Source organism: Campylobacter sp. S4:11, from assembly GCF_024723695.1.
Lineage (GTDB): Bacteria > Campylobacterota > Campylobacteria > Campylobacterales > Campylobacteraceae > Campylobacter_D > Campylobacter_D jejuni_C.
Window position 1 is genome coordinate 37,645 of sequence record NZ_JANQDC010000008.1, and the last position, 18,523, is coordinate 56,167.

General features: G+C 30.4%; 20 protein-coding genes and 1 tRNA gene. 2 read left to right on the top strand and 19 right to left on the bottom strand.

Annotation, left to right across the window (positions count from 1 at the left end; translation table 11 throughout):
* Positions 1–44 precede the first annotated feature (44 nt).
* The 14 genes from CAMP5053_RS04245 to CAMP5053_RS04310 all read right to left on the bottom strand — a co-directional run bounded on the left by CAMP5053_RS04245 (position 45) and on the right by CAMP5053_RS04310 (position 9,338).
* Complete coding sequence (locus CAMP5053_RS04245; protein WP_087685197.1) at positions 45–146, bottom strand: hypothetical protein; 102 nt, start codon at positions 144–146, stop codon at positions 45–47.
* A gap of 2 nt (positions 147–148) precedes the next feature.
* Positions 149–361 carry a DUF4006 family protein gene (locus CAMP5053_RS04250; RefSeq protein ID WP_087700422.1) on the bottom strand — a complete coding sequence of 71 codons (213 nt, stop codon included), beginning with the start codon at positions 359–361 and terminating at the stop codon, positions 149–151.
* Positions 361–1,239 (bottom strand): cytochrome-c oxidase, cbb3-type subunit III, encoded by an 879-nt coding sequence (gene ccoP, locus CAMP5053_RS04255; RefSeq protein ID WP_087700420.1) that lies wholly within the window; start codon positions 1,237–1,239, stop codon positions 361–363. Before ccoP ends, CAMP5053_RS04250 begins: the two co-directional genes overlap by 1 nt.
* Positions 1,239–1,442, bottom strand: coding sequence for a cytochrome c oxidase, cbb3-type, CcoQ subunit (locus CAMP5053_RS04260; protein WP_039617636.1), 204 nt, complete (start codon positions 1,440–1,442; stop codon positions 1,239–1,241). The genes ccoP and CAMP5053_RS04260 overlap by 1 nt, the downstream gene beginning before the upstream one ends.
* Positions 1,443–1,450: 8 nt before the next feature.
* Complete coding sequence (gene ccoO, locus CAMP5053_RS04265; RefSeq protein WP_087700416.1) at positions 1,451–2,116, bottom strand: cytochrome-c oxidase, cbb3-type subunit II; 666 nt, start codon at positions 2,114–2,116, stop codon at positions 1,451–1,453.
* 11 nt (positions 2,117–2,127) lie between these two features.
* Positions 2,128–3,594, bottom strand: coding sequence for a cytochrome-c oxidase, cbb3-type subunit I (ccoN, locus tag CAMP5053_RS04270; RefSeq protein ID WP_337217343.1), 1,467 nt, complete (start codon positions 3,592–3,594; stop codon positions 2,128–2,130).
* Positions 3,595–3,710: 116 nt separating this feature from the next.
* Positions 3,711–4,373: a sulfite exporter TauE/SafE family protein gene (locus tag CAMP5053_RS04275; RefSeq protein ID WP_337217344.1), complete on the bottom strand. Its 663-nt coding sequence runs from the start codon at positions 4,371–4,373 to the stop codon at positions 3,711–3,713.
* On the bottom strand, positions 4,370–5,488 hold the full coding sequence (gene carA / locus CAMP5053_RS04280; RefSeq protein ID WP_087700410.1) for a glutamine-hydrolyzing carbamoyl-phosphate synthase small subunit: 1,119 nt from the start codon (positions 5,486–5,488) through the stop codon (positions 4,370–4,372). The genes CAMP5053_RS04275 and carA overlap by 4 nt, the downstream gene beginning before the upstream one ends.
* Positions 5,485–6,036, bottom strand: a complete 552-nt coding sequence (locus CAMP5053_RS04285) for a DUF507 family protein (RefSeq protein WP_087700408.1) — start codon at positions 6,034–6,036, stop codon at positions 5,485–5,487. Before CAMP5053_RS04285 ends, carA begins: the two co-directional genes overlap by 4 nt.
* Positions 6,037–6,097: 61 nt before the next feature.
* Positions 6,098–6,613, bottom strand: coding sequence for a MotE family protein (locus tag CAMP5053_RS04290; protein ID WP_087689536.1), 516 nt, complete (start codon positions 6,611–6,613; stop codon positions 6,098–6,100).
* Complete coding sequence (locus tag CAMP5053_RS04295) at positions 6,613–7,032, bottom strand: flagellar FliJ family protein (RefSeq protein ID WP_039617622.1); 420 nt, start codon at positions 7,030–7,032, stop codon at positions 6,613–6,615. Before CAMP5053_RS04295 ends, CAMP5053_RS04290 begins: the two co-directional genes overlap by 1 nt.
* Positions 7,029–8,279, bottom strand: coding sequence for an adenylosuccinate synthase (locus tag CAMP5053_RS04300; protein ID WP_261529532.1), 1,251 nt, complete (start codon positions 8,277–8,279; stop codon positions 7,029–7,031). Before CAMP5053_RS04300 ends, CAMP5053_RS04295 begins: the two co-directional genes overlap by 4 nt.
* A 25-nt stretch (positions 8,280–8,304) precedes the next feature.
* A tRNA-Sec gene (locus CAMP5053_RS04305) sits at positions 8,305–8,402 on the bottom strand.
* A gap of 42 nt (positions 8,403–8,444) precedes the next feature.
* Positions 8,445–9,338: a PhzF family phenazine biosynthesis isomerase gene (locus CAMP5053_RS04310; RefSeq protein ID WP_261529534.1), complete on the bottom strand. Its 894-nt coding sequence runs from the start codon at positions 9,336–9,338 to the stop codon at positions 8,445–8,447.
* A 191-nt stretch (positions 9,339–9,529) separates the two neighbouring features.
* On the opposite strand from CAMP5053_RS04310, the gene yedE reads away from it, so the two are divergent.
* Complete coding sequence (gene yedE / locus CAMP5053_RS04315; protein WP_337217345.1) at positions 9,530–10,744, top strand: selenium metabolism membrane protein YedE/FdhT; 1,215 nt, start codon at positions 9,530–9,532, stop codon at positions 10,742–10,744.
* Positions 10,741–10,968, top strand: a complete 228-nt coding sequence (yedF, locus tag CAMP5053_RS04320) for a sulfurtransferase-like selenium metabolism protein YedF (protein WP_012661107.1) — start codon at positions 10,741–10,743, stop codon at positions 10,966–10,968. Before yedE ends, yedF (CAMP5053_RS04320) begins: the two co-directional genes overlap by 4 nt.
* Before the next feature lie 17 nt (positions 10,969–10,985).
* Here yedF (CAMP5053_RS04320) and putP read toward each other — a convergent pair whose 3' ends face one another.
* The 5 genes from putP to CAMP5053_RS04345 form a co-directional block, all read right to left on the bottom strand.
* Positions 10,986–12,467 (bottom strand): sodium/proline symporter PutP, encoded by a 1,482-nt coding sequence (putP, locus tag CAMP5053_RS04325; RefSeq protein WP_039617615.1) that lies wholly within the window; start codon positions 12,465–12,467, stop codon positions 10,986–10,988.
* Positions 12,468–12,484: 17 nt separating this feature from the next.
* Positions 12,485–15,982: a bifunctional proline dehydrogenase/L-glutamate gamma-semialdehyde dehydrogenase gene (locus tag CAMP5053_RS04330; protein ID WP_337217346.1), complete on the bottom strand. Its 3,498-nt coding sequence runs from the start codon at positions 15,980–15,982 to the stop codon at positions 12,485–12,487.
* Between the two features lie 140 nt (positions 15,983–16,122).
* Complete coding sequence (gene selD / locus CAMP5053_RS04335) at positions 16,123–17,154, bottom strand: selenide, water dikinase SelD (RefSeq protein ID WP_337217347.1); 1,032 nt, start codon at positions 17,152–17,154, stop codon at positions 16,123–16,125.
* Complete coding sequence (yedF, locus tag CAMP5053_RS04340; protein ID WP_214099912.1) at positions 17,151–17,729, bottom strand: sulfurtransferase-like selenium metabolism protein YedF; 579 nt, start codon at positions 17,727–17,729, stop codon at positions 17,151–17,153. The genes selD and yedF (CAMP5053_RS04340) overlap by 4 nt, the downstream gene beginning before the upstream one ends.
* Positions 17,730–17,777: 48 nt before the next feature.
* Positions 17,778–18,506 carry a winged helix-turn-helix domain-containing protein gene (locus tag CAMP5053_RS04345; RefSeq protein ID WP_337217348.1) on the bottom strand — a complete coding sequence of 243 codons (729 nt, stop codon included), beginning with the start codon at positions 18,504–18,506 and terminating at the stop codon, positions 17,778–17,780.
* Positions 18,507–18,523: the final 17 nt, after the last annotated feature.

An 18,523-nucleotide genomic window follows, 5' to 3' on the forward strand; every position in this document is an offset into this window, starting at 1 on the left:
ACAAATAAAAATGGCGGTTAAAAAACCGCCTTTAAATGTATTTTTCATCCTATAAAAAGATGATTTACAGTTAAAACTGACCAAGCAGTAATTCCTGCTGCTACAACTAAGCCAGCTATGATTAAGTATTCAAGAACTTTTGCCATGATCATTCCTTTATGATGATATGTTCTTCTCTTTTAGAGTCAAACATTTTAATTTGCTCTGCATTTTCTAATTTATAAGGTTTTTGCATTACATCTTGTTGTGCTTTTAAACCCCAAATAGTAAGTCCAGCTAAAATTGATAACAATAAAACAGTTGCTATTAACATTCCACTAACACCTGAAAGTGAAAATACACATCTATTTGAATTTTCCATTATTCACCCCTTGAAAGAGAAATTGTATATTCGCCAACTGCTTCTTTTTGAAGCTCGTTTAATAAACCATTATTAAAATGAGGCATTACACCTATACTACCTGCTTTACCACGATTTAAAACTTCTACCACAAATTCAGCACTACCATATTTTGTTAAATCTGGAGCCACTAATTGACCATCAATAGTTCCTTTTCCATCTTCGCCATGACATACTGCACAAGTTACAAAAAGTTCTTTTCCTTTTGCTACAAGCTGAGGATTTTCAGTTTTTTTAATCACTGAAATTTCAGAAGCAACATAAGCTGCAATTGCAGGGATATCAGCTTCATCTATGCCATTGTCTGCTGCACTTAACATTTCACCCATAGGATAATTCATACCCTTAGAACCTTTAGTAATTACTTCTATAAGTCCTTCTTCTGAACCCCAAATGTTAAGATTTTGTGCTTTTCCATTGATACCATCACCAGTAATTCCATGACAAGAAGAACATTGAACCAAGAAAATATTTTTACCCATTTCTTGTTTATCTTGCGCACTTAAATTTGCAAATTTCTGCGCAAATTTTTCATTATGTGCTTGTACTTCTTTATTATACTCACCAATTTGAGAATAGCTATTTAAAGGATATCCCCAAAGAAAATACCATATACACCATACTATAGCTAAGAAAAATACAACAGCCCAACCAAGTGGTATAGGATTTTTAAACTCACCTATACCATCCCAACTATGCTCGCTTAGCTCACCTTGGCTTTTTTCTTCTTTCATACTTTTAAATAATTTTCCTACCACAACAAGTGTAATCAAGATGATAAGAATTGCTCCAATAAAAGATAATAAATTAACATTATCTTGTAAGTTCAACCATTGCATTAAGCACTCCTTTTATTTTGCTCTAAAACACGATCGCTGATTTCATCATGCAATGCTAAATCAGCATATTTTTCATAGTTTCTTCTACCTGTTTTTTCAGATCTATATAAATGAAACCAATAAGAATACAAAACTACCACTAAAAACACTACAAGAGCAAAAAAACCATAAGCTTGTAGCTCTCTTATTAGTTCTAAATCCATAGTTTTTCCTATTTTAAGCTATTAAGATACGCGATTAAAGCTACAATCTCTCTAATTTCGCCTCTAGCAAACGCATCTTTAACATCTTGATTTTTCATTTGATCTACTATAGCTTGAGCTTCTGCTTTAACTTCTGCTTGAGCCTCTTCCCAAGTACCAAGTTTTGTACCATTTTCAACATCATAAGGCACATTGAAAACTTTTTTTACAGTTAGCGCTTCTGCATAAGCTGTTTCTATGTTTGCATTATTGCTAAACATATGTTTATAAGCCGGCATAATAGAACCAGGAACGACTGAAACTGGATCCCACATATGATTTTCATGCCAATCTGTAGTTCTAAAATTACCTATACGCAATAAATCAGGTCCGGTTCTTTTTGAACCCCATAAAAATGGTCTATCATAAGCATATTCACCACTAACTGAATACATACCATAACGATCTGTTTCTGATTTAAAAGGGCGAATAAGTTGCGAATGACACGCATTACAACTTTCTTTAATATAAGCATGGCGTCCTGCAAGTTGTAAAACCGTATAAGGCTTTTTACCTTCAATTGGTCTTGCATTTTGAGCAAAATCAGGTAAAACCTCTACAATGCCTGCATACGCAATTACAATAAATACCGCTACAGCAAAAAAGAATGGATTTTTTTCTAACCAACTAAACATATTTTTCCTCCTTATGCTGCCATAGGTGAAGCACTTTTTGGTTCTTTATCAAGTACTCTACCCACTGCGATTGATTTGTAAATATTATAAATAAACATGAAAAATCCTACTAAGTATAACAAGCCACCCACAGCTCTAATCCAATAGTAAGGAATAATAGCTTCAACAGTATCGATGAAAGTATAAAGTAAGTTACCATACTCATCTGTAGCTCTCCACATCATACCTTGAGTAATACCTGCTATCCACATAGAACTAAAGTACAATACTATACCTGTGGTTTGAATCCAAAATTGAGCTTCCATTAATGATTTGCTATATAACTCTCTTTTAAACATTCTAGGTACCATGTGATAAAGTGCAGCCATGGTCATAAAGCCAACCCAACCTAAAGTACCATCATGAACATGTCCTGGAATCCAATCTGTAAAGTGCGCTAATGCATTAACTGATTTAATAGAAAGAATAGGACCTTCCAAAGTTGAGAACATATAGAAAGTTGAAGCTAAAATCATAAATTTGATTAATGGGCTTTCTCTTAATTGACTCCACTCACCTTTCATAGTAAGTAAGATATTAATTGCTGAACCCCAAGAAGGTAAAATAAGCACAATTGAAAAAACTGAACCCATAGTTTGCATCCAATCAGGTACAGTAGAATAAATCAAGTGGTGTCCACCTGCCCATAGATAAACAAACATTAAGCCCCAAAATGCAAATAAAGATAATTTATAAGAGAAAATTGGTTGACCGCTTTCTTTTGGCAAGAAATAATAAATTTGAGCAATAATACCAACAGTGAATACAAATGCAACAGCATTGTGTCCATACCACCATTGAACTAACGCATCATTTGTTCCTGCATACATAGAAACACTATGCCACCAATCGCCCATTCCACTTACAAAGTATGTTGGTACAGCCATATTATTAAATAGATAAAGCATTGCTATACCTAAAAAAGTAGCTATATAATACCAAAGTGAAACGTATAAAGTTTTTTCACGGCGAATTCCAATAAGTCCAAAAATGCTTACACCCCATAAAACCCAAACTAAAACTACCAATATATCAAGTGGCCATTCAAGCTCTGCGTATTCTTTTGAAGTACTAACACCTGCAAACAAAGTAATAACAGCTATAATCATAGTAATCATATAAAGCCAAAAATGTAATTTACCAACAAACATTAAAAAGCTTGATTCTGCCATACTAACTTTTAGCACGCGTTGACCAATATAATACCAAGTAGCCCAAATTCCTGAGAGCATAAAACCAAAAATTACACCTGAAGTGTGCAATGGTCTAAGTCTTGAAAAAGTACCATACTCACCGGCTAAATAGTTTAAATCCGGATAAGCCATTTGAAAGGCAATAAGCGTTCCAATAGCCATACCAATAACACCAAACAATAAGGTAGCAAACATAAAATATTTAGCAACCGTATAGTCATAGTTTAATGCATTTCCTGGGTGCATTTCCTCTCCTTAATTTTTTTTCTGCAAATATGCAATCTTTATATTATATGATATTTAATATCTTTTTTAGCTTAAATTATGTCTAATTATTTATTATTTATTAATAAATAATAATGTTATCGCGTGAGCATAAAACCAGTATAAGAAAAATACATACCGTAAAAAAAGATTAAAATATAAGAAATCAAACTAGCTATTTTTTGAAATTTTTCATTTAGTGTTTTAGAAAAATAAGCAAAAAATATCAAAGCAGGTAAGGTTGAAAGTCCAAAAATAAGCATAATTAATGCCGCTAAATAGACATTTTGCGCACTCATACCAAAGGCTATATAAAAATACACCAATCCACAAGGCACAAAACCATTTAAAAATCCCAAAAAAAGAGTACTTTTTAAAGACTTGTTTTGAATTAATCTTGAAATATTTTTTTTAATGACACAATCAAAAATTAAAGAGCTTTCAAAAAAAGCTAAAAATTTTCCTTTAAAAATTAAAGCAAAAGCTAAAACTACCATAAAAATCCCAATAGCAAAAAGCATTATACCTTTTGCAAATTCACTAAAATAAAATAAATTTCCAAAAAATCCAAAAAACACGCCTAAACAAACATAAGCAAAAATTCTAGATAAATGATAAGAAAAGATTAAAAGAAAAAAAGGAAGTTTTATTTGCTTTGAAAGCTGAGTATAAGCTAAAACAAAACCTCCGCACATTCCATAACAATGTCCAAAGCTAGAAAGAAAAGCTATACTCACTAAAGCAATGAAATCTAAATTCACAAAAGCTCTAAAAATTCTTTAAAAATATACTTGCTCTCATGTGGTCCTGATGAGCTTTCTGGATGGTGTTGTACTGATATAATAGGATAGTTTTTATATCTTACACCCTCTACATTATCACCAAATAAATTTCTATGAGTAATAGTTGCAACCTCTGCTATTTCTTCAGGAACATTATAGTTGTGATTTTGTGCTGTAATTTCTACTGTATTATTTGTAAGATTGATTACTGGATGATTTGCACCATGTTGACCAAATTTCATCTTATAAGTTTCATAACCAAAAGCATTACTTAAAAGTTGGTGGCCTAAACAAATACCTAGCATAGGAATTTTTGCTTCTGCTAATTTTTTTATCTCTGCAATTTCATCTTTTAAAATTTTTGGCTCACCTGGTCCATTTGATAAAAATACCCCATGAATTACACCTTTTTGATATAAATCAATCAAATCTTTTGCTTTTGTATTATAAGGAAAAACTTCTACTTCAAGTCCTACACTTACAAGTTCATTTAAAATATTTTCTTTTACACCATAATCAATCACAGCTACTTTTTTACCACTTGCTTTTACGTTCTCATAAGCTTTTTTGCTATGATCCCAAGCACCTTTACTATGCTTATAAGAGCTTTTAGTGCTAACTTGAGCTACATAATTTACCTCATCGATTTTAGCACTAGAAAGAAGCATTTTCTTAAGTTCTTCTTTGTCTTTGATTTCAGTAGAAACAACGGCTCTTAAATTGCCTTGATCTCTAATCATTTTAACTAAAAATCTTGTATCAATTTCACAAAGTCCTATTTTGCCATGGTTTTTCAAATAAGCATTTAAAGAATTATTAGCTCTAAAATTAGAATAATCTTCATTTAATTCTCTTATAATCATACCGCTAGCAAAAATTTCTTTACTTTCATTGTCTTCATCATTAACACCAACTATACCAATTTCTGGCATTGAAAAAACTACAAATTGACCCGCATATGAAGGATCGGAAATAATTTCTTGATATCCTGTCAAAGAAGTATTAAAGACAAGTTCGCCAAAAAAAGTTCCACCTTCCCCAAAAGCTTTTGCGCTTAAAAAAACATCATTTTCTATATAAATATATGCTTTCATAAAAGTCCCTTTTTTCTAAGCTCTTCTTGATATAACTTTTCAAATACCAATTCATATTCTTCAGAACCTGGGATAAGTTTTCTTTTATAATTTGAAATTTTTTCATAGACTAAATCTTCTAAATTTTCATACTCTTTTAAATAAGACATAATACTTGAAAAAATCAAATTTTTCACACGATTTTCTGATACATTATAATTTATCAAGTCCTCTTCTACTAAATTTTCTAAAATTTTATGAGAAAGGTTATTATATCTATCTTCACTATCAAGCATAAATTTAAATTCACTTGCTAGTTTTTTCTTAATCATCCAAAACATACTTTTTCTATCTATTTGCATAAACTCTATTTCATCCTCTTGACTTTCTAAAAGCTCTTTTGCTTTTTCATCAAGTTTACGCTCGTTTAAAACATCTATTTCTATAATTTCTTTTGCTATTTTTAAAAGCTTTTGACTATCATCTTTAATTTTTACAAAAGAAGAGTGCATTAAATCAAGTATTATTTTATTTGCTATATAAGGTATGTGAGCTGGTTTGATACGCATTTATTCACCTTTTTATTTTTATTGAAATAATACTAAAAAAAAGGTAAAAACTGCTTAAAACTTACTGCGAACTTGCATTTTGATCTAAATTTTTCAAAAGTAGTGTTAAATCCGAAGCTTTTTTAGGTTCCATTTTTGCCATAATAGATGAAATTTTTCTAGGATCTAATGAAAGTAGAATTTTTGAAGCTTCATCAGGTTCCATTTCACTTAATATACCTGCAACAGCCACATCTTTCATTTTTGCATAGATTTCTGTAATACGCCCCATGGTTTTATCATTAATCGCTTGAAGATTTTGCCTAGTTGCTTCTAATATACGCTCATTTTGTTCTTTTAGGCTTTTAATTTGTTCTAAACTTGCATTAATATCAGCTTCTTTTTGTATTAAAGCTTGCATTTTTTCTTTTTGTAAAGCTTCAAAAGATGCTCTATAAGCTTCCAAGCTCTGTTTTGCTTCATCATATTCTCTAATTTGTTCTTGCATTTGCTCTTTTCTTGCTTCAAAATATTGCTCACAATTTTGCTGTGCATTTACAAAATTTAAAAAAATTAATAAAAATATTATTTTTTTCATTATTTATCCTTATTAAAATGTCTTGTTATAGCAAGCTCGTCTATAAATTTTTCCTCTTCTTTTTGTAAAGCCTTTTGAATCTTTTTTAATTCTTCATTTTCTAAAACTTTGATTTTTTCAAATTCCAAATGAGCTTTTTTATATAAATGCTGATGGTGTGCTAATTCTTTTTTGGTTAAATCTAATTTTTGTTTAACTCTTTGCTTGCCCTCTCTTGCGATTTCTTGCATTTTTAAAGACGATCTTAACAAAGCTATCGAACCCTTTTCGGCCAAAGTTAAGCTTTCGCAAGTTTTTGAGGCTTCTTTAAGCTCTTCCTCGCATTGCAAAAGCTTTTGTCTTGTTTTAGTTAAATTTGCTTCTGCTTTATCAAGCTGTTGTTTTCTAAGCTTAATCACAGAAGAATATTTGCTTTTCATAAAATGATAGTATCTTCTCTTTCAGGGCTTGTAGAGATATAGCCTACTTTAACACCACTTAATTCTTCCAAACGTTTAATGTATTTTTTGGCATTTTCAGGTAGCAAATCATAATCCCTAATCCCTGCAACTTTATCCCAACCTTCCATTACTTCATAAATAGGTTTAGCATTTTCTAAATCACAAGGCACATAATCTATTTCTTGTCCCTTATACTCATAAGCTTTACAAATTTTAACACTTTCAAAACCATCTAATACATCAAGTTTCATTAATGATAAAGTATCTAAGCCATTTAATCTTGCGGTATATCTTACCGCAACCGCATCAAACCAACCACATCTTCTTTTTCTACCTGTACTTACACCGATTTCTTTACCAATAAGCCCTATTTTTTCACCATCTTCACCTAAATCTTCACTTGGAAAAGCTCCATTTCCTACTCTTGTTGTATAAGCTTTTACTATACCTATAACTTTTCCAATTTCTTTTGGATTTAACCCCAAACCACTTAAAGCTCCAGCTGAGATAGTCGTTGAACTAGTAACATAAGGGTAAGTTCCATGATCAATATCAAGCATTGATCCTTGCGCGCCTTCTAATAATACTTTTTTATCCTCATCTAAAGCCTTCCAAAGCATTCTTGTAGTATCTGTAATATATGGCGCTAGCACTTCTTTGAAGCGTTTTAAATCTTTTAAAATTTCATCATAACTAGGCATTGTAATGCCTAAAATATCAAAATAAGTTTTTTTAAGTTCAAAATCTTTCATTAAATTTTCACAAAGTTTTTCAGGCTCTAGTAATTCCCCTACTCTATGTCCATTACGACTTATTTTATCTTCATAACTTGGCCCTATACCTTTGCCTGTTGTTCCTATAGCTTTATCACCTTTAAGTCTTTCTCTTGCTTGATCAATCAAAGCATGATGATTTAAATTTAAATGAGCCCTATCACTTATAAATAATCTTCCTTCTAAATTTTCAAATTGAGCCATTTCGCTAATTAGCACATCAGGATTAACTACAACTCCATTACCTATGACATTAATACATTGCTTATTTAAAACACCTGATGGCATTAAATGTAAAGCATATCTTATACCATCAACCCATATGGTGTGACCTGCATTATGTCCACCTGCACTCCTGCAAACATAATTATAATTTTCACATAGCTTATCAACTATCTTACCTTTACCCTCATCACCCCATTGGATACCAACGACAATATCTGCTTTACTCATAAAAAACTCCATTTTGACTTAAATTTGGCGAGAAGGTGAGAGAATCGAACTCCCCAAAAAGTAGTCAACTACTCTTTCATCTGATTTGAAGTCAGTGGCCATCACCAGATAAGCTAACCTTCCAAAAAAGATATTATATCTTAATATTTTTAATTGAAATAAAAATTAAATAAACAACTTTGTTTTAAAAACAACAACTGCCTCACCTGTAATTTTAACTTTATTTTCTTTAGGGAAAAATTCTACTAAAATCTTTCCTTCTCGTCCTATAGCTTTTCCTTGTTTAGCATAAAATGAAAAAGTATCTTTTATGTTTGAAAATTTATATTTGTGCAAAAAGGGAGCTAAAGGTGCATGTGCATTTCCAGTAACTGGATCTTCATTTATACCAATAGCTGGCGCAAACATCCTTCCTTGTGTTAAAATATTTTCTTCTTTAGTATCAAAAGTAAAAACAAAATATCCATTACAGTCTATACATTCACTAAGCTTTGCTAACTCTTGCATATTAGGCTTTAAAGCATTTAAAACATGATAATCTTTTATAGCTATTAAAACTTTAGAATGTCCTGTAGAAACTACTTGTATTGGTAATTCCTTAATCAAATCCTCTTCTTTTAAACCTAGTGCTTTGGTTAGAATTTCTATCTCTTTTTGATTTAATTTATTTAAAAATTCAATCTCGTCATAAGTCATAGTCATAAAATAATTATCATCTTCTATTTTTACTTCAACATCAAAAACGCCTGCCTTGCATTTTTGTTCAAAAATAGTATTTTGACTAATATTTTTTTCTAAAGCTAAAGCATAATGCGTTGCAATAGTAGCATGCGAACATACAGGAACTTCAGTACTTGGAGTGAAAAATCTTACCTCGTGTGAAAAATTATTATTTGGATTTTTAAAAACAAAAGCTGTTTCTGAATTATTAAGTTCTCTTGCGATTTTTTGCATTAAATCATCACTTAAACCATCTGCATTTACTACGACTCCAGCAGGATTTGCATAAAATTTTTCTCTAGTAAAAGCATCAATTTGGTATACAATATATTCTTTCATAACCAATCTCCAACTATTTAACAACCATCGCTAGATTAATAATTATTATATCTTAATATTTTTAATTAAAATAAAAATTAAATATCTAAAGTTATGGGAGACTTTGTTTTATTTTCTTATCAAATTTCTTAGCTATAATAACACTTTATTTTAGTGTCAAGTTTTGACAATCACAATTTTTGGATACAACAATGCATTCTTTCAAACAATCTTTTTTTATAAATTTTTGGGATAATTCCAAAGGCATGATCATGCTTGGAATTTTAAGTGCTATTTATTTTGGAATTTTTGGTAGTGTTTGGGCAGTCACTGGCGAAATGACGCGTTGGGGCGGAGAACTTTTAGAATTTTTCGGCATGGATTTAAGCTCTTATTCTTATTATCAAAAGCAAAATTTAAGTGGCACTCCCTTAACAAGAATTGATGGTATTATGCTTATAGGTATGTTTATAGGGTGTTTAAGTGCTGCGTTTTTAGCAAATAAATTCAAATGGCGCTTACCTGCTAGCAAAATTCGAATTTTTCAAGCTATTATAGGCGGAATTTTATCTGGATTTGGTGCAAGACTTGCCTTTGGTTGCAACCTAGCAAATTTTTTTACAGGCTTGCCTTATTTTTCTTTACATACTTGGGTTTTTACTTTGTTTATGATTTTAGGGATTTATTTAGCTGTTAAAGTTTGCAACCTAGCACTTTTTAAGCCAAAAGCCAAATTACAACGCGTTTGTAAAGAAAACCAACCATTAAAAACACAAAATAAAACCGCAAAGATATATTTTTATATAGGACTTATTTTATTTATAATTTTTATTGCTTATGTTGGATTTATAATACAAAAACAACCTTTAAATATTAAAAACAAAGAAAGTATTCTCCCCTTAGCGCTAATATTTGGCTTTGTTTTTGGTTTTATCATATCTAGAGCTCAAATTTGCTTCACTTCTTGCTTTAGAGATTTATTTTTATTTGGTAGAGATAATGCTATAAAAGGTGCTTTAATAGGTATGATTATAGCTTGTTTAATAGCTTTTGCATTTATCTTACAAGGACACACTAGCAAAATAATAGAAATATCACCAAATATTGCTTTGGGTGCTTTTTTATTTGGCTTTGGGATAGTTTTTGCCGGAGGATGCGAGTGTGGCTGGATGTATCGAGCTTGTGAAGGACAAAGTCATTTTATTATAGTGGGTATTGCAAATATTATTGGTACTATGATATTAGCTTTAAGTTACGATTATTTTCCAAATTTCTTAACAGATGGAGTAAAGATTCATCTTTTAAATGAATTTGGTTATTTTAATGGCTTAGTAATCAATTTAACTTTATTTGCAATTTTATTTTTATTTATATTAAAGTTTAAAAAATCATTCTTTTTCAAACAAAATAAAAAAGGAAAAATATGATTATTCATTATAGTTTAAATTTAGAAGGTGAAGCTTGCCCATACCCTGCTATAGCTACTATTGATGCCTTAAAAGAACTAAAATCAGGTGAAGTTTTAGAAATTTTATGCGACTGTCCGCAAAGTATCAATTCTATACCTCAAGATGCTAAAAATCGTGGTTTTGAAATTCTAGAAATAAATCAAGATGGCCCAACACTTAGATTTTTAATTCAAAAGCCTTAAAGGCTTTTGAATATATATTAAAGATGTTTTAACATTGTTTCATAAGCTGCTTTAGTTCCTGGGCGCACTTTAGTTACCAAACTCACTAAAACAATCACAACAGAAGCAGCTAAAAATCCCGGAATGATTTCATAAATAGGAAAATTAAGCCACTCGGCCAAGAAATTTTTATATGCTACAACTACAACTGCACCAGTAATCATACCTGCAATAGCAGCATATCTTGTCATTTTTGACCAAAATAACGAAAAGAGCATTACAGAACCAAAACTTGCTCCAAATCCTGCCCAAGCATAAGCTACTATACTTAATACACTTGAGTTTTTATCAGTAGAAATGATAAAAGCTATCACAGCTACTGCTAAAACACCAAATCTACCCAAAGTCATCACTGTTTTATTAGATGCTTCTTTATTAAAAATTCTTTTATAAAAATCTTCTGCTATGGTTGAACTTGAAACAAGTAATTGTGAACTTGCTGTACTCATGATAGCTGCTAAAATAGCACTAAGTAAAATGCCTGCTATCCAAGGATTAAAAAGTAATTGTGACATTACGATAAAAATCTTTTCAGGATCTTGCAAACTAAGCTCAAATTTACTCACATAAGCTATACCTAAAATACCTATCAAACAAGCACCAATTAAAGATATAACCATCCAAGAAATTCCTACAAAAGTAGCAGTTGGGATATCTTTAGTTGATCTTATAGACATAAAACGCACCAAAATATGCGGTTGACCAAAATATCCAAGTCCCCATGAAAGTGCTGAAACTATACCCAAAAAGCTCAACCCTTCTCCCATGGAAAAAGTATTTGGCTTGATTTCTTTAACTATATTAACAGCTTCACTAAAGCCACCTAAATGATAAATCATCACTATAGGCACAACAATCAAGGCGCTCATCATTAATAAACCTTGAATTAAATCTGTCCAACAAACTGCCTTATATCCACCTAAAAATGTATAAGCAACTATAATCACAGTTCCTGTAGTAAGTGCATAATCATATTGAATTCCAAAAGTTGCTTCAAAAAGTTTTGCCCCACCTACAAGCCCCGAAGAAACATAAAAAGTAAAGAAGATCAAAATAACAATAGCACAAACCACTCTTAATATATGCTTATCATCATCAAATCTTGTTTCAAAATAATCAGGAATTGTAATAGAATTTGCAATCACACTAGTATAAATTCTAAGTCTTTTTGCTACAAAAGCCCAGTTTAAAAATGCTCCTATACTAAGACCTATTGCAATATAACTTTCAGCCAAACCACTTACATATAAAGCTCCTGGTAAACCCATTAAAAGCCAACCGCTCATATCAGAAGCTCCTGCACTAAGTGCAGAAACCACCGGTCCCATAGAACGCCCACCTAAAAAATAGTCCTCTGAATTTTTATTTTGTTTATAAAAATAAAATCCGATAAAAAGCATTAATGCTGAATATGCGACAAACATTATCGCAATTTGAGTATTAATTTGAACAACCTCCATTTTATCTCCTTTTTATATTATTTTAAAGCACGAATGCCTAGATTTCCATAACGATGGAAAGATATACTTAAAGCTTTCTCATTGTGATATAAAAGCAACTCAAAACGCCCATTTATTAAAGGCTTAGCATTAGCGATGATTTTTGCACAACTTGCTGCTTTTATGAAAATTTCATCATTAACATCTAATGGAGCAAAATAACGAATTCTCTCATAATCAGCTATTTTGCTAATGAAATTTTCTTTACTTTCTTTAAGGAATAAAGTTTTTGAACTAATTTTTTGATTAATCTTTTGCACAAGATCTATTTTTTCATGCTCATCATAACTTAAAACAAGATCAATATTTAATACACTAGCTGCTAAAATAACTCCTAAAATATCTTTTAAACTATCATCTTTATGCACTCTATAAGCGATATTTTTAACCTTTGTATAGGAGAAAAGATTATCCTCACCTCTTATATTGACATAATCTTTCGCACTTGCAAATTCATATTTTGCATGGTAAGCATAGCTTCTTGCCATAGCTTTAATGACTTCAAAATCGGCTTTATCTTTTTCATTTAAATCTAAGCTTAAAGCATTTAAATTTGATACTAACTCATTGTCCAAAACATTTTGATCAGCTTGACTTTGCTCTATATCTAAAAATTGGGTAATGTAATTATAAATTCCAACTTTTCTACCAAAACCAATGGCTGATTTTTTAATACCACCAAAAGGCTGTCTAAGAACTATAGCTCCTGTTGTTGGTTTATTAATATAAATATTTCCTGCCTCTATGTGAGTGTGAAAATACTCCCATTCTCTCTCATCTAAACTTTCAAATCCTGCTGTAAGTCCATAGCCTGTTGAATTTACTATATCAATAGCTTCTTTTAAATCTTTTGCTTTCATTACAGTTAAGATTGGTGCAAAAAGCTCATTCATGTGCGTAAAATCACCTTTTTTAGTACCATACTTAATCCCTGGAGTTAAAAGATAAGGATTATCATCTACAAATTTAGGTTTTAAAGCCCAACTTTCATACGGAGCTAGCTCATCTAAAGCTTTTTGTAATTTCACATCTGGTTTATCTGCTAAAGCTCCAAGTTTATTTTTAAATGCAAAAGGATTTCCAACCGCCATAGAACTAGCAGCATCTACCAAAGTCTTTTTGAACTCTTCATCTTCATAAACTTCCTCTTCTAAAACAAGTAAAGAAGTAGCAGAGCATTTTTGACCTGAATTTGAAAATGCTGAATGAATGATATTTTTAATCGCACTATCACGATCAGCAAATTTAGAAACAATAGTTGCGTTTTTACCACCTGTTTCAGCACTTAAAAGTAAAGTTGGATTGGCTTTGAGCATTGCATAAGCAGTTTCTTCCCCACCGGTTAATACTGAAAATTTTACACTTTGATCAACGAGCAAGTATTTTGATATATCACTACCTTTAGCAGGTAAAAAAATCAAAGCATCTTTAGGAATTCCTGCATCCCAAAAACATTTACAAAGCATATAACCTGTTAGCATTGATAAAGATGATGGCTTATATATCACTCTATTGCCTGCAGCTAAAGGTGCTGCTATGGTTCCTACTGAAATACCCACTGGGAAATTCCATGGCGCAATCACCACGCCTATGCCTTTTGCTTTAAAAGCAGTATTAGGGTTTTGCTCTTTTAGTTTCTCCAAAGAATGTGGGTAAAATTCTAAAAAGTCTATAGCCTCACTAACTTCAGGATCAATTTCTAAGAAAGTTTTTCCTACTTCTAAAGCTGCTATACCTATTAAATCTCCTCTACGATCTCTAACAAGTTGAGCAGTTTTTGCTAAAATTTTATAAATTTCATCGTGACTTAAATCACTAAAATTTGAGCTCTTAGCTACATCTAAAGCGTATTTAATCTCTGCTTGGCCTGCTAAATGTGCTTTACCTATAGTGCGATTTTTGATTTTATCTTTAACTTCTACCACTTGTAAATTTTCGTTTTTAATTTCCTCTTTTGCAACCGGATAGACATCATAATTTTCTAAATTTTCATATTTAGTTCTTATATTTTTAGCCCACTCTCTATTTGCTTTTAAGATAAAATCTGTATCAGGTTCGTTTTTAAATTCTTTACTCTCATAAGAACTAATAGCCTTTGTTTCATTGTTTCTATCTTGAGTTCTATGAGTAGAATTATCCAAACTAGCAACGCCTTCTAAGGATTTTATAAATAATTCTTTTTGCATTTGCCAATTTTTATCATTAACTTTAAGATTGAAAAAATATCTCATGAAATTATCTTCACTAGTATTTTCATCAAGTCTTCTTACTAAATATGCAATAGCATTATTAAAATGTGCTTCATCACAAACTGGAGCATAAAGTATAAGATCATGCATTTTAGAAAGCTCATAAGAACATTGCAAACTCATACCCTCAAGCATTTCAAAAGTAAAAGATGATAAAGCTCCAGCTTGTGAAATTCTAGTATAAGCATAAGCAATTTCAAACAAGTTATGGCTTGCAATACCTACATTAATATATTTATGATTATCTCCCTCTAAGACAAAATCAAGCATTTTTTTATAGTTACTATCTGTATCAATTTTTTTATAAAAAGTAGGCAGAGCCCAACCTCTTTGTGAAGCTATAGTTTCTTCACTTTCCATATTCGCTCCTTTTACAAAGCGAATTTTTATAGGCTTCATACCTTTTAAAACTCTTTCTTTTGAAAAAGCAAAAAGTTTTTTCAAATACTCATAAGAATCAGGTAAATAAGCTTGCAAAACAATACCTGCTTTAATATCATATTTTGCAACACTCTCCATAAAAGCTTCAACGGTTAATTCTAAATCTCTAAATTCTTCCATGTCAAGATTGATAAATTTAGACACACCTTGCTTTTTTTCTTCCTCTAAAGCAAGAGCATATAATTTATCCAATCTTTTTACCACCTCATCTTTAGAGTATTCAAAATCAATAATATTGATTTGGGAAAAAATGGTAGTAATTTTAATAGAAATATAAGTAATATAGCTTGTTTTTAATGCTTCTTCGTATTTTTTCATCCTATAAGCACTCTCAGCTTCACCCAAAACCTCTTCACCAATTAAATTTACATTTAAGGTGATTTTATCTTCATCTTTTCTTTTACGCATATGAGGCTCTAAAACACTAGGATTTGCATCTAAAACCATAGCTTTAGTATCTTCTCTTAAATGCTTAATGAAAAATGGCACACTAAGAGTTGGTGCAAATTTTCCAAAATTTAAAAATGAAAAAAGTAAAAATTTTTCAAAAGCACTAAAAAAATCTGCTATGCCATATTTGTTTAAAGTATATTCTATCAGCTCAAAACTAGCACTTTTATCTTTACATCTAAAAGAGCGATCTAAAAGCTCGATCAACATTACTTTATTTTTAGGGTTGTTTAAAAGTTTTTGCATTTTGGCATGAAATTCTTTTTCGCTTTGAGAGATATTACTTTCTATCTTTCTTTGTAATTCTTCAGCTAATTGCAAAGCTTTTTGTATCATTTTTTCCTCCACTTTAATAGTTAATATGTATTTATGATACAAAAAATGCAACGAAAATCAACATATATTTATTTATAATTTATTTTTTTATGTGAAAAAGTAACAAATATAAACATATATTTTTAATTGTAAATAAAATATTAGCGTAATAATAAATAATTATGAGTATTTTTTACACATCTAGCAATAATCTTTGCTTCAATATTGTGATCTTTTAGGATTTTTAAAGCTTTATTTGCTTCATTTTCATTTATGGTAGCTAAAAGTCCACCTGAAGTTTGAGGATCAAAATATACTATATCCTCATCTTTTTCGTTTAAATTTTCAATCCAATTTTTTAGACTATCTTTATTTTTATAAGCTCCTGCTGGGATAATCCCCATATTAGCCATTGACAAAACTCCATCCATCAAAGGAATTTCATTTTTATATACTTCTATCATAATCTCTTTATTTAACATTTCTTTTAAATGCCCCAAAAGACCAAAACCTGTCACATCACTTAAAGCACTAAGACTTTTAAATTCCCTTAAAATACGACTTGCGTATAAATTTAAAAAGCTCATTTGCTCTATTGCTTTTAAAATATTTTCTTTTTCTAGCAAACCAGCCTTAATAGCAGTGCTAATAATACCACTACCTATAGGCTTAGTAAGTAAAATCACATCACCATCTTTTGCACCATTGTTAGCTATAAATTTTTTAGGATGAACTACACCTGTTACACTAAGACCAAAAATAAATTCATCATTTTCTATAGTATGCCCACCTACTAGCACAGCTCCCGCTTCTTCAACCTTAACTCTAGCACCTTCTAAAACTTCAAGTAAAATTTCATTATTAAAATGACAAGTATCAAAGCCTACAATATTTAAAGCATTAATCGCCTCAGCGCCCATAGCAAATACATCACTTAAGGCGTTTGCAGCAGCTATAGCGCCAAAATGATACGCACTATCAACCACAGGTGTGATAAAATCAAGAGTTTGCACTAAAGCTAAATCTTCATTTAGCTTATAAACACTTGCATCTTCGTTATTATTAATACCACTTAAAATATTTTCATGCGGTTTTAAAATGCCAAGAATTTTGTCAAGACCCACCGAGTCTAATTTGGCAGCTCAACCCGCAGCTTTTACGTATTGAGTTAGTTTTTGATCTTTATATATCATAAAGAAATAATCTTTGCCTTTCCAAAAAGTTCATTTAAAATTTCATAAGCATTACCTATTTTACCTATTTTAAGCTCTTTGCTTTTGCCAAAAAATTCCAAACATGCCCCGCAACTATAAATTTCAACTCCTAAATTTTCAAGTTCTTTCATAGCTTCAAATGCCATATGAGAGCAATCAGTATTCATCAAAACACTATCATTAACACAAAGGATTTTTGCGGGTTTATTAGGTAAATCTTTTAAAGTTTTTAAAAAGCCTAGCATTAAATTTTTTCCAAGCTCCCCTTCGCCTACTTTATCACTTTTTAAAAATAATACATTGTATTCTTGTAAATTTTGTTCTTGAGTTTGAGCTATATTGCCATCTTTTACAATGCTAATAATACTCTCATCATCTAAATCTTTAACGCTAAATTCAAAATTTAAAGATTTTAAAAATCTCATTACATTTTCTTTAGAAGCTTGAGAATTTAAAAGAATTTCTAAATTTTCATTTTCTTTTAACTCTTCTAAGGCTTTTTTTGTTTCTATCACAGGACGTGGACAAGCTAAATCTCTACAATCAATTTTCATTTTTTACCTTTTTTATTTAATGATATATTGTTATAACTTGTATTCAAATTAAGTTTTGTCTTTTTCTTGATTTTTTTTGAAAAATAATTCTTTAAAGCGTTTATTGGTGTATTCTTCTACATCTTGTTGTAAAATTTTAAAATTTTGAATTAACTCATAAGCTCTAGGAGTAAGTTTGCTACCTGATTGACTTCCCCTTCCTTTTTTAGCAATAAGTAATTCTTCTTTCATATTTTTTTCTAAATCCTGTATATAAAGCCAAGCTTTTTTATAATTAATCCCTAGTTGTTTAGCCGCTTGGGAAATACTTCCACATTCTCCAACTAATTCCAAAATATCTGTTTTCCCTTTACCAAAAAGCAACTCTCCATCAGGATTTTCTACCCAAATTTTGCTTTTTATATGAAATTTTTTACCTTTTTTTTCTTCAAAACAACCAAGTTCGCAATATTTAACATCAATTTTATAAGTTTTAAGTGTAGCTCTAATATCAGCCATATTAAAGTTTTTAGCACATTCTAAAGCATCTTTACATGATATGCGACGCTTAGAATCTAGTTTTGTTTCTAATTTTTCTAAAATTTCACTTTTTGCTATATTTTTATTTAACTTTCCAAATTGACCTAGCTCACAATCTGAAATTTTTATACTTAATTCTTTTATAGCAGTTTGAAAATCTTCTTTAGAATATTGTTTTAAAAATTCTAGTGCTTTTTTACAAGTAAGTTTATTATTTTCATCAAGATTTTTTTGAATTTGTAAAATTAGCTCTTCCATGAATTAACCTTGGATTA

Bases quoted from the DNA above. Each gene is read 5' to 3' on its own strand.
- CAMP5053_RS04245 (WP_087685197.1), bottom strand. From the start codon at position 146: ATGGCAAAAGTTCTTGAATACTTAATCATAGCTGGCTTAGTTGTAGCA.
- CAMP5053_RS04250 (WP_087700422.1), bottom strand. From the start codon at position 361: ATGGAAAATTCAAATAGATGTGTATTTTCACTTTCAGGTGTTAGTGGA.
- ccoP (WP_087700420.1), bottom strand. From the start codon at position 1,239: ATGCAATGGTTGAACTTACAAGATAATGTTAATTTATTATCTTTTATT.
- CAMP5053_RS04260 (WP_039617636.1), bottom strand. From the start codon at position 1,442: ATGGATTTAGAACTAATAAGAGAGCTACAAGCTTATGGTTTTTTTGCT.
- ccoO (WP_087700416.1), bottom strand. From the start codon at position 2,116: ATGTTTAGTTGGTTAGAAAAAAATCCATTCTTTTTTGCTGTAGCGGTA.
- ccoN (WP_337217343.1), bottom strand. From the start codon at position 3,594: ATGCACCCAGGAAATGCATTAAACTATGACTATACGGTTGCTAAATAT.
- carA (WP_087700410.1), bottom strand. From the start codon at position 5,488: ATGAAAGCATATATTTATATAGAAAATGATGTTTTTTTAAGCGCAAAA.
- CAMP5053_RS04285 (WP_087700408.1), bottom strand. From the start codon at position 6,036: ATGCGTATCAAACCAGCTCACATACCTTATATAGCAAATAAAATAATA.
- CAMP5053_RS04290 (WP_087689536.1), bottom strand. From the start codon at position 6,613: ATGAAAAAAATAATATTTTTATTAATTTTTTTAAATTTTGTAAATGCA.
- CAMP5053_RS04295 (WP_039617622.1), bottom strand. From the start codon at position 7,032: ATGAAAAGCAAATATTCTTCTGTGATTAAGCTTAGAAAACAACAGCTT.
- CAMP5053_RS04300 (WP_261529532.1), bottom strand. From the start codon at position 8,279: ATGAGTAAAGCAGATATTGTCGTTGGTATCCAATGGGGTGATGAGGGT.
- CAMP5053_RS04310 (WP_261529534.1), bottom strand. From the start codon at position 9,338: ATGAAAGAATATATTGTATACCAAATTGATGCTTTTACTAGAGAAAAA.
- yedE (WP_337217345.1), top strand. From the start codon at position 9,530: ATGCATTCTTTCAAACAATCTTTTTTTATAAATTTTTGGGATAATTCC.
- yedF (WP_012661107.1), top strand. From the start codon at position 10,741: ATGATTATTCATTATAGTTTAAATTTAGAAGGTGAAGCTTGCCCATAC.
- putP (WP_039617615.1), bottom strand. From the start codon at position 12,467: ATGGAGGTTGTTCAAATTAATACTCAAATTGCGATAATGTTTGTCGCA.
- CAMP5053_RS04330 (WP_337217346.1), bottom strand. From the start codon at position 15,982: ATGATACAAAAAGCTTTGCAATTAGCTGAAGAATTACAAAGAAAGATA.
- yedF (WP_214099912.1), bottom strand. From the start codon at position 17,729: ATGAAAATTGATTGTAGAGATTTAGCTTGTCCACGTCCTGTGATAGAA.
- CAMP5053_RS04345 (WP_337217348.1), bottom strand. From the start codon at position 18,506: ATGGAAGAGCTAATTTTACAAATTCAAAAAAATCTTGATGAAAATAAT.